General features: G+C 63.7%; 14 protein-coding genes. 8 read left to right on the top strand and 6 right to left on the bottom strand.

The genetic code is table 11. The features are described 5' to 3' along the window. The 5 genes from FJV77_RS16535 to FJV77_RS16525 form a co-directional block, all read left to right on the top strand. The coding region (locus FJV77_RS16535) for a TetR/AcrR family transcriptional regulator (RefSeq protein WP_246691284.1) at nucleotides 1-744 on the top strand (744 nt) is incomplete at its 5' end. A gap of 78 nt (nucleotides 745-822) precedes the next feature. Further along, a complete protein-coding gene (locus FJV77_RS32415) occupies nucleotides 823-966 on the top strand; it encodes a hypothetical protein (RefSeq protein ID WP_185970348.1) in 144 nt (47 codons plus the stop codon). Nucleotides 967-1,087: 121 nt separating this feature from the next. Continuing rightward, entirely contained in the window at nucleotides 1,088-1,261 is a 174-nt protein-coding gene (locus tag FJV77_RS32410) for a hypothetical protein (protein ID WP_185970347.1), read from the top strand. Between the two features lie 110 nt (nucleotides 1,262-1,371). After that, nucleotides 1,372-2,340, top strand: coding sequence for a zinc-binding alcohol dehydrogenase family protein (locus FJV77_RS16530; RefSeq protein WP_185970346.1), 969 nt, complete (start codon nucleotides 1,372-1,374; stop codon nucleotides 2,338-2,340). Between the two features lie 80 nt (nucleotides 2,341-2,420). After that, nucleotides 2,421-2,681, top strand: coding sequence for a hypothetical protein (locus FJV77_RS16525; protein ID WP_142867841.1), 261 nt, complete (start codon nucleotides 2,421-2,423; stop codon nucleotides 2,679-2,681). Nucleotides 2,682-2,898: 217 nt separating this feature from the next. On the opposite strand, the gene FJV77_RS16520 is transcribed toward FJV77_RS16525, so the two are convergent. From FJV77_RS16520 to FJV77_RS16500, 5 genes are all read right to left on the bottom strand, one after another. After that, on the bottom strand, nucleotides 2,899-3,315 hold the full coding sequence (locus FJV77_RS16520) for a type II toxin-antitoxin system VapC family toxin (protein ID WP_142867840.1): 417 nt from the start codon (nucleotides 3,313-3,315) through the stop codon (nucleotides 2,899-2,901). Beyond that, nucleotides 3,312-3,566 (bottom strand): Arc family DNA-binding protein, encoded by a 255-nt coding sequence (locus tag FJV77_RS16515; RefSeq protein ID WP_142867839.1) that lies wholly within the window; start codon nucleotides 3,564-3,566, stop codon nucleotides 3,312-3,314. The genes FJV77_RS16520 and FJV77_RS16515 overlap by 4 nt, the downstream gene beginning before the upstream one ends. 113 nt (nucleotides 3,567-3,679) lie before the next feature. Further along, on the bottom strand, nucleotides 3,680-4,384 hold the full coding sequence (gene hdaA, locus FJV77_RS16510) for a DnaA regulatory inactivator HdaA (protein ID WP_142867838.1): 705 nt from the start codon (nucleotides 4,382-4,384) through the stop codon (nucleotides 3,680-3,682). Between the two features lies 1 nt (nucleotide 4,385). After that, nucleotides 4,386-5,591, bottom strand: a complete 1,206-nt coding sequence (locus FJV77_RS16505; protein WP_142867837.1) for an AI-2E family transporter — start codon at nucleotides 5,589-5,591, stop codon at nucleotides 4,386-4,388. After that, nucleotides 5,563-6,120, bottom strand: a complete 558-nt coding sequence (locus FJV77_RS16500; RefSeq protein WP_142867836.1) for a CDP-alcohol phosphatidyltransferase family protein — start codon at nucleotides 6,118-6,120, stop codon at nucleotides 5,563-5,565. Before FJV77_RS16500 ends, FJV77_RS16505 begins: the two co-directional genes overlap by 29 nt. A gap of 380 nt (nucleotides 6,121-6,500) precedes the next feature. Between FJV77_RS16500 and purM the strand changes: the two genes are divergently transcribed. From purM to FJV77_RS16485, 3 genes are read left to right on the top strand one after another with little or no spacing between them, the layout of a single operon-like run. Continuing rightward, on the top strand, nucleotides 6,501-7,580 hold the full coding sequence (gene purM, locus FJV77_RS16495; protein ID WP_142867835.1) for a phosphoribosylformylglycinamidine cyclo-ligase: 1,080 nt from the start codon (nucleotides 6,501-6,503) through the stop codon (nucleotides 7,578-7,580). Further along, nucleotides 7,577-8,284, top strand: a complete 708-nt coding sequence (purN, locus tag FJV77_RS16490) for a phosphoribosylglycinamide formyltransferase (protein ID WP_142867834.1) — start codon at nucleotides 7,577-7,579, stop codon at nucleotides 8,282-8,284. The genes purM and purN overlap by 4 nt, the downstream gene beginning before the upstream one ends. 28 nt (nucleotides 8,285-8,312) lie before the next feature. Next, nucleotides 8,313-8,828 carry a histidine phosphatase family protein gene (locus FJV77_RS16485; protein ID WP_142867833.1) on the top strand — a complete coding sequence of 172 codons (516 nt, stop codon included), beginning with the start codon at nucleotides 8,313-8,315 and terminating at the stop codon, nucleotides 8,826-8,828. 113 nt (nucleotides 8,829-8,941) lie between these two features. Here FJV77_RS16485 and FJV77_RS32405 read toward each other — a convergent pair whose 3' ends face one another. After that, nucleotides 8,942-9,091 carry a DUF680 domain-containing protein gene (locus FJV77_RS32405; protein ID WP_185970345.1) on the bottom strand — a complete coding sequence of 50 codons (150 nt, stop codon included), beginning with the start codon at nucleotides 9,089-9,091 and terminating at the stop codon, nucleotides 8,942-8,944. Between the last annotated feature and the right edge of the window lie 21 nt (nucleotides 9,092-9,112).

Raw genomic sequence — 9,112 nt, 5'->3', positions numbered from 1 at the left:
TCTCCTTTCAACCGCAATGAATCACGAACTCAAACCAAGGGGAATCCTGAATCCTTTAAAAGGCGACAGGCTTTAGGCGTCCATTCTCATTTCGAAGAACGACCTTGGCCGAGACCGTCAAACTTCACTGTTGACTGCTTTAAGACGACCGGTCATATTATTGCCATGACAAGGCCGAACACCAGAGAACAGATCATCACCGCAGCCGTGGACACCCTGCATCGGAAGGGGTTCAACGGCACCAGCGTTCAGGACATCACCGAAGCGGCGCAGGTGCCGAAGGGATCGTTTTACAACCATTTCGAAAGCAAGGAGCTCCTCGCTGTCGAAGCCCTGGAGCGCTACTGGCAAAGGGTGCTCAACGGGTTGAGCGGGCTTGGTGATGAGAAGACGCCTGCCGTCGACCGGCTGCGCCGGTACTTTCAGCATCTCAACGAGGTCGCCCGCCAGGGAGACTACCGAACCGGCTGCATGATCGGCAATATGGGCGCGGAAATGCCGGACCAGAGCCGCCCGGTGCGGGAACGCCTGGCCGTGCTGTTGGCGGCGTGGAGCCGAGCAATCGAATCCTGCGTCAAGGAAGCGCAAGCCGACGGCGCGCTGCGGCGCGACATGGATGCCAGGACCATCGCCGCCTTCCTGCTCAACTCCTGGGAAGGCGCGATGATGCGCGCCAAGGTCGACAAGGATGCAACCGCGCTGACGGCGTTCGAAACCGTCGCATTCGGTACGCTGCCGACATAGGCTTTCTCTTTTTTCCTGAACATAAGATGACTGGTCATATTGATCATCCAATCCAGCCTTCTCCGCACGAGGCCGATCATGAAATTCAACGACGCAGGTCCCCTTCTTCCCAAACACAGCGGTCCGCCGCCATGGCTGGCAAGGCTCGCCGAGGACGCCACGCTCGAAGCCACCGTGCTGAGGCGACGATCGAAGGAAGGCGGAACATCCTGGCGCTGCTGAAGCATGCCGTGCGGCTCTACGACTTTCAGGACTTTACCTATCGGGGCGACTTCGGCGCCGACTTCTTCATGGAATCCTGCCGTGCCGAAGTTCGCGGCCCCCTATCGAGTGCTCCGCGCTGGTGCACAAAAATGCCGCCGGCGAAGCGGATTCGATCCTGGTCAGTCCACTCGACGCCCCTTTGCTGTTCTCGCGCCTGATGTGGGAACAGGCCGGCGACGAATTTGGCGATCTCTATCTGACGGGACCGCAGGCCGAGGCCCAGGAGAAGGCAACCGCCGATCCGAAGGCCTGAGCGACAAAACTCAACCTCAATCCACAGAACGCCAGCCTGCCGGGCTGGCGACCGCCAGTCGCGACTTGCAGCCGGGCCGGTGCCAAGGCCAACACAGAAGGAATACAGTCATGCGTGCAATGAGAGCAGAGGGTTTCGGCGGCTATCAGGACCTGAAACTGGTCGACATACCCAAGCCTGTCCCGTCCGAAGGACGGCTGCTGGTGCGGATGCGGGCCGCCGGCGTGACGCCGCTCGATCATACGATTCTGAGCGGACAGTTTCCGCGCTCGACGGCACCGTTGGTGCTCGGCAATGAAGGCGCCGGCATCATCGAGGGCGGCGACGCCGATTTTCCCGAAGGCACGCGGGTGGCATTCCTCGGCCCCTTCGGCGTGTTCGAGAACGGCAGCTATTCGGACTATGTCGCCGTCCCCAAGGAATTGCTGCTGCGTGTCCCCGATGCGATCGACGACGCCACGGCCGCAAGCCTGCCGGTGGCCTATCTGACGGCCTACATCGCGCTGATGAATGCCGGCTTCGCCGCCGGCAAGGTCGTGCTGGCGCCGGCCATAGGCGGGTCCGTCGGCAATGCCACGACACGGCTGGCGCACGCGCTCGGCGCCAGCCACAGCATCTCCTCCACCACCAGCCACGCCAAGGCCGAAGAGGCCAAGGCGCTTGGCTTCGACGAGGTCGTCGACCTCACCGCAGAGGGCTTGACGGACGGCGTCAACCGCCTTAGCGAAGTCCATGGCGCCGACATCGTCATCGACGGCATCGGCGGCAAGATCCTGAGCGCCGCGCTACCGGCCCTAGCGCCCGGCGCATCGGTGATCACGCTCGGTTACTCCGCCGGACGAGAAACCACGATCAATGTCACCGACCTGATCTGGAAGGCTGCAAGCATTAAGGGGTTTTTACTACTCACCGAAAGCGCGTCGGCCAGACAAGCAGCCTGGTCAGTCATTTCGGACCTGCTTGTATCGGGCAAGGTCAGGCCGATGGTGGCGAAGGTCTTTGCGCTGGAGGATGCCGCCGAAGGCTTGCGGTATCTCATCGAGGAGCGCCCATTCGGCCGGGTGGTGCTGAAGATTTGACGCAAGGTGCTCCGCTCGGATAATCCCCTCGCTTCCATCGCTGCCGTCGGTCTAGACTTTGGCAAAAGGGGAGATTCCGGATGCCTGGTCTTGAGGCATGGCTGTCGCTGATAGGCCCTGCCTACTTCGCCTATGTCGGCATCGCGATTCCGTTCGTGGTCTTCTGGGCCATTATCTGCGCCGCCCTGTGGATTTGGAACAACCGGCCTAGCAAGAGGCAGGGCCCTCCCCGGTCGTGGCCCGCCAGCCTGACCTACTTTGTCGTCGTCGCCGCCTGCTACGTGGCGGCGCATATGGCGGTCTACCTGCTGGTCCGGTATCTGGCCCGATTGTGGGCGTGACAGGAGCGCGCGACCTTATTACTGGGCACTCTGGCGAGCTTTCTGCCTGAAGGTAAGCTCGCCGGGCGAGAACCCCAATCATCACTCCCGGCGAGCCTACAACCCGATCAGGAACGCGATCAGGGCCGGGGTCAGCCGGCAAGCCGGGCGCTGCAAGACAGATGCCAGCATATGTTTCCCGAATTGGGACAGTTGCCTTGCGTCCTGCCGTACCGTGTTACGGCTGCCAGGGATCGATGACAGGCACGCCGGCCGCATGGAATGGCGTCGTGTCGCGCGAGGCGACATGAAAGCCCTTTGCGGATGCGATTGCCGCGATGTAGCCATCGGGCACAGGAAACCCCTTGCCGGCACCCCTCGCCTTCACCGCGAGGCCGGCATAGTGCCGGGCCGCCTCGGCATCAAAAGGCAGGATGCGGCGGTCAAACACCGCGCACACACCGGCGAAGGTTTCAGCGAGCGCAGTCTTGCGACGACCAGCTGGCATCGCCTCGATGCCGAACAGCACTTCGGCCAGCGTCACGCTGGACAAATAGAGCGTTTCGGCGGCCTGGTCGTTCAGCCAGGTCAAAACAAGCTGGTGCGGTTCGGGCTTCATCGCCTCCGAAACGACATTGGTATCGAGGAGGATCATTCGAACCCCAGCGGTTCGGCCGGCACCGTGTCGCGAGCCTGCTCCAGGGCCTCCACGTCTTCATTTGTCAGCCCGGCGCGGCGGGCAATGTCGGCCAGAGCGGAGCCGAGTTTCACACGCCCATCCGGCCGCACCGCTTTTTCCAGGATGTCGCGAATCTCGGCCTCGGTGCTGCGACCGTGCAAGGCAGCCCGTACACGCAAGGCGCGGTGGGTTTCTTCCGGAAGATTTCGAACGGTCACTGCTGGCATTGATATCACTCCGATGTCATTGACTGGATTGATATCATATTGTGACACATGACGTCACTTTCCATATTTGAGAAAGCGCGGGGCGACACAATCCTCATCGCAGGATTGCAGGTCTAAATTTCGAACTCGCCCTGCCCTTCGTCCATCGCACTGACGATCTCGGCGGCGAGTGCCCTTGTAATGGGCGTCTTGCGTTCGAGCGCGGTGCGATCCAGCCGTTCGACCACGCGCATGGCGGTGGCCAGCGAGCGCTCGATGCGCCGCACCAGATATTGGATGACATGCGGCTCGACCTCGACCTGGCGGTCGGCAAACAATTTGGTGATGACGCCGGCCAGAAGCAGGTCGTCGGGTTCGTGGATTTCGACGGTTGCCGCTGCTTTCAGCCGTGAGGCGAGATCGGGCAGCGTTACCCCCCAGGCGGCGGGGAAGCGCCGCGCCGTCAACAGCAAGGTGGACCCGGCGCCGCGCACTTCATTGATGAGATGAAAAAGGCCCGCCTCGTCGATCGCTGTCTTGTCGACATCGTCGATCAGCGCCGGCCTGCCGCCGAGCCCGGCGATGGCATTGCCGATGCGCAGGGCATCGACCGCCACTGCGTTGGCCCGCGCCTGCCAGATCGAGCCCAGATGTGTCTTGCCGGAGCCGGCCGGCCCGGCCAGAACGATCACCGGCGATGGCCAGTCCGGCCAGCGGTCGACCAGGGCCGCCGCCTCGCGGTTGGTGGCCGACACCACCAGTTCGTCGCGCGAATAGCCGGTTCCGTGGCCGAGATCGAGCGGTAGCTGGCGCGGCGGTTCAGTTCTCTGGTCGGCCACGTCAGCCGCGCCGCGTCCGGTGACTGCCGCCGCGATCGGCAGGCAGCGGCGGGACGGGCTCGGTCGAGTGTCCCTTGTAGAGCGGCGATTCGAGATAGCGGGCAATGGCAAAGCGCACCAGCACGGCAACCGCGGCCGAGGCCGGCACAGCAATCAGGAGGCCAACGAAGCCGAAAAGGGCGCCGAAGGCAAACAGCGCGAACATCAGCCAGACCGGATGCAGACCGACGCTTTTGCCGACCAGCCTGGGCTGCAGGATATTGCCCTCGATGAACTGGCCGACGAAGAACACGCCGGCGACCGCCGCCACCATGGTCCAGTCCGGCCAGAACTGGACGAAGGCGACGCCGACGGCCAGCACCAGGCCGGTCAGCGAGCCGACATAGGGAATGAAGGAGATCAGCCCGGCGAACAAGCCGATGAGGATGGCGAAATTCAACCCGGTCAGCGTCAGGCCGGTGGCGTACATGGCGCCGAGCACCAGGCACAGCGTGCCCTGGCCGCGCACGAAGCCGGCGGTCGCGGTGTTGATGTCCCTGGAAATCGTCCTGACCGTTCCGACATAGTCGCGCGGTACCCAGCTGTCGACGACCGCCACCATGCGGTCCCAGTCGAGCAGCATGTAGAAGGCTACGACCGGGGTGACCACGAATAGGCTGACGACCGAAACCAGCGCCACGCCCGAACTCCAGATCGAGATGAAGACGGTGCTCAACAGGCCGAAGCCCGAGGTGAGCAACGAGTTCAGCCCGTCGCGCAGGCCATTGGCGTTGACGCCGAATTTCTGCTCCAGCCATTTAGGGTCGAAGCTGGTGATCAGCGCCTGCAGCCGGGTCAGATATTCCGGCAGCTTGCCGGCGAAATCAGCCATCTGGGTCGCCAGCACCGGAACCAGGATGACCAAGGCCAGCACCAGGATAACGATGAAGGCAATCAGAATGACCACCGTCGCTATCAGCCGGGAAAGCCCGAGGCGCTGTAGCCGGTCGGCGACCGGATCGAGGAAATAGGCCAGCACCATGCCGGCGACGAACGGCAACAGGATGCCGGAGAAGATATAGAGGAACAGCGCCAGGAACAGGGCGGTTCCCAGCCAGAAGAAAATCTGGCGTCGGAATGCCACGGACGCAGCTTCGCCTGCCGCCGCGGCCTCGGCCGCCGCTTCGATGGATCCTTGGTCAGGTGCCCGGGGTGGAGCCTTCGCCATAGCCGCTCATATGTCTCAGCCAAGCCACGAGATAGGCCGCGGCCGAAGCCACGGTCAAGACCCCGGACAGGATTATGAGCGCGGGTCTGAGCGGGTCGAGGTGGATCGAAAAGGCAAGTTCGCCCAGCACCACGGCCGCCAGCACGATCTGGGCGGCGGTGTTGGCCTTCGACACGTAAAGCGGCTTCATCTCGACCGGATGCGCCATGACGGTGGACAAAAGCACGGCGCAGATGATCAGCGCATCGCGCGACACCATGGTCACCACCAGCCACAGCGGCAACTGCCCGATGAAGCCCATGACCACGAACACCGAGACCAGCAGCACCTTATCGGCCATCGGGTCGAGATAGGCGCCGAGTTTGGATTGCTGGTTGAATCGGCGAGCGATGAAGCCGTCGACGCCATCTGAAATGCCGGCAACGAGAAAGCCGGCAAAGGCCCAGTCCCAGCGCATGTTGAGCATTGCCAGCACCACCGCCGGGACCAGCACGAAGCGCATGATGGTGATCAGGTTGGGAATGGTCAAAGGCATGTCTCGATGTGGCTTGTCGAGAGATACATGAGTGGGATCGGAGGGACGCGCAAGGGAGACGCTGCTGATCTCCCCCCTTGCGGGGGAGATGGCCGGCAGGCCAGAGGGGGGGTGCTGTCCCACCAGCCTCGCAATTGCTCTCTGCCCGCTTTCAGCCCCTGTCGCAGACAATACGACATTAACGTCACGACATTAACGTCGCGATCCTTCACACCCCCCTCTGTCCTGCCGGACATTTCCCCACAAGGGGGGAGATTGGCGGCTTGGGCGCCTCACGCACTTTCCACGGTTTTATCGGTGGGAACGGTCGTCATCCTTGCCCCCCGAAACCATTCATGCGAAGAGCCCGCAAGGGAAACAGGGATGCGCCGACGATGAGCAAAGGCGACAAGGCCAAGCGCAAGAACGGGCTCACCTATGCCGAGGCGGGTGTCGACATCGATGCCGGCAACCTCATGGTCGAGAAGATCAAGCCGCTGGTGCGCGCGACGCGCCGGCCGGGCGCCGATGGCGAGATCGGCGGCTTTGGCGGCCTGTTCGACCTCAAGGCCGCAGGCTTCACGGACCCGGTGCTGGTTGCCGCCAATGACGGCGTCGGCACCAAGCTCAAGATCGCCATCGACGCCGGCAAACATGACACGATAGGCATCGACCTCGTCGCCATGTGCGTCAACGACATTGTCGTACAAGGGGCGGAGCCGCTGTTCTTCCTCGACTATTTCGCCACCGGCAAGCTCGACCCCGACCAGGGGGCGGCAATCGTCGGCGGCATCGCAACAGGCTGCCGTCAGGCCGGCTGCGCGCTGATCGGCGGCGAGACGGCCGAAATGCCCGGCATGTATCACGACAAGGACTACGACCTTGCCGGTTTCGCCGTGGGCGCGGCCGAACGCGGCCAGCTGCTGCCGACCGACGATATTGTCGAGGGCGACGTGCTGCTGGGTCTGGCTTCCTCGGGCCTGCATTCCAACGGCTTTTCGCTGGTGCGCCGCATCGTTGGCGTCAGCGGCCTTGCCTGGAGCGATCCAGCGCCGTTCAACGATGAGGCGACGCTGGCCGAGGCGCTGCTCGAGCCGACGCGCATCTATGTGAAGTCGATCCTCAAGGCGATCCGCAACACGCATGGCATCAAGGCGCTCGCCCACATCACCGGCGGCGGCTTCCCCGAAAACATCCCACGCGTGCTGCCGAAGGATTTCTCCGCCGAGCTCGACCTCAATGCCATCGATGTGCCGCCGGTCTTTTCCTGGCTGGCGAAAACCGGCGGCGTGGCGCCGGAAGAGATGATGCGCACCTTCAACTGCGGCGTCGGCATGATCCTCGTCGTCGCCTCCGGCCAGGCCGCGCAAGTCGCCGCCGTGCTGCAGGAGGCCGGCGAGGCGGTGACGCCGATCGGCCGCATCGTACCGCGCCGCGACGCCGGCGTCATCTATCGGGGCTCGATCGGCCTATGAGCAGGAAACGCACGGTTGTCTTGATCTCGGGACGCGGCTCCAACATGACGGCGCTGATCGCGGCGGCGAGCGATCCGGCCTATCCGGCCGAAATCGTCGGCGTCATCTCCGACCGGGCCAACGCTGCCGGCCTCGGCATCGCGGCAGCGCGCGGCATCCCGACCAAGGTCATTGTGCGCGCCGACCATACCAGTAAGGACGCCCATGATGCGGCGATCGACGCCGCGCTGATTGCCTTCAATGCCGAGATCGTGGCGCTGGCCGGCTATCTGCGCATCCTTTCGCGCGGCCTGGTCGAGAAATGGCAGGGGCGCATGCTCAACATCCACCCTGCCCTGCTACCGGCCTTCAAGGGGCTCGACACGCATGCGCGCGCCTTGCGGGCCGGCATGCGCATCCATGGCTGCACGGTGCATTTCGTCACGCCCGAGATGGATGACGGCCCGATCATAGCGCAAGCCGCGGTGCCGGTGATGGTCGGCGACAATGAGGACACACTTGCCGCCCGCGTGCTGAAGGCCGAACACCGGCTCTATGCGCTGGCGCTCGGCCTGGTCGCCGACGGCAAGGCGCGCATGGAAGGCGGCCGCACCGTGCTTGCGCACTTTGCCGACGACGCCGAAAACGGAACGTCTGTGGTGATGGCGCCTGACCCGCTACGCGAGGAACGCGACCTCGAGCATCTGGCGCGGATCACGCCTTGAGGGCCTAGACCCACAACGAGCCGAACCTATGAACCAGCTACTCCTGCTGCGCCACGCCAAGTCGAGCTGGGACGATCCGGCGCTTGCTGATTTCGACCGGCCGCTTGCCCCGCGCGGGCTGAAGGCTGCGCCGCGGATGGGGCGCGAACTGGCCAAGCGCGGCTGGCTGCCCAATCTGGCGCTGGTGTCACCGGCGCTGCGCACGCGGGAGACATGGCGGCTGGTCTCGGCCGAACTGCCGGCGCGCGTGCCTGTGAAGTTTGCCGAGGGGCTCTTCGGCGCCACAGCTGGCGACATTCTGGCCGAGGTGCAACAGGCAACGGCGTCGGCTGGCTGCGTCCTGGTGCTTGGCCATAATCCCGGCCTGGAGGATTTGGCGCGCCGGCTTGCCGGTCCGCGATCGGATGCCCGGGCTCGCAGGAAGCTTGAAGAGAAATTCTCGACCGGCGCCCTTGCCCGCTTTGTCGTCGACGATGACTGGGCATACCTCGCCTTCGGCACAGCCCGGTTGACGCATTGCATCAGGCCGAAGGATTTGGGCTGACGGCAAAACTGCCAATCTCCCCCACAAGGAGTAGATTGGCTCCTTCGCGTCGCCGGTGCCTAACAACAAAAGCGCGGGCCCCAGCCGCCGCTCCTGGCTTTTAGACAAAGCGCTCAGTGGTTGCCGAAACGGTGGCGGTCACTGCCCGGCCTGACCGGTTCCTGAATCGGCTGAGCCGACTGAACAGGCTTCCGGATCGAAGCCGTAAAGGCTGCGCCTGTCGCCATCAGGACGGCAACTGCCGCGAAAGTGATCTTGCTCATTTCATCGTTCCTTGTTTGTCG

It is taken from the genome of Mesorhizobium sp. WSM4306, assembly GCF_007003975.1.
GTDB lineage: Bacteria > Pseudomonadota > Alphaproteobacteria > Rhizobiales > Rhizobiaceae > Mesorhizobium.
Note: the sequence above shows the minus strand (reverse complement) of the source record. Positions and strands in the feature narration are given on the sequence as shown.